At 68.9% G+C, this 569-nt stretch carries 1 protein-coding gene; it reads right to left on the reverse strand.

The genetic code is table 11. From position 1 onward, the window contains the following. Positions 1-569: MFS transporter (locus MOV74_RS39970; protein WP_246933084.1), on the reverse strand; the 569-nt coding region annotated here is incomplete at both ends.

Here is a 569-nt window from a genome sequence, read left to right on the forward strand (position 1 = left end):
GGACGGGCGCCGTAGCTCATGATGTTGATGGCGGAGACGCGGCCGAGGAGGCGCGGCGGCGTCACCGATTGGCGCAGTGTCGTGGTCGAGATCACCCACAGGATCGGCCCGACGCCGAGCAGGAAGAAGCTCAACGCCGCGAGCCAGGGTGAGGGGACCAGCACCGTCAGCGCCATCACCACGGCTGCAACGAAGCCCGTGACCGGGCCGAGGCCGACGACGGTGCCGAACGCGACGCGCTGCATCACGCGTGTCGCGAGCAGCGCGCCGATCACCATGCCGACGCCGTACATGGTCAGCACCGTGCCGACGCCGGCGGCGGTCAGGCCGAGATGACGCACCGCATAAGGCACGAACACGGCGATCTGCAGGAACCAGCCGGTATTGAAGATGAACTGGGTGATGAACACCGGCCGCAGCAGCGGATGGTGAAACACGAAGGCCGCGCCTTCGCGGATGTCCTGGAACGGATGGCGCCGCGGCGCCGGCGCGCGGGCAGGTTCGAAGATGCCGGAGAGCAGTACCACCGCAATCGCCGAGAGCGCCGCGGCGAAGCCGAAGGCCGGGCT

It is taken from the genome of Bradyrhizobium sp. SHOUNA76, from assembly GCF_023006445.1.
GTDB lineage: Bacteria > Pseudomonadota > Alphaproteobacteria > Rhizobiales > Xanthobacteraceae > Bradyrhizobium.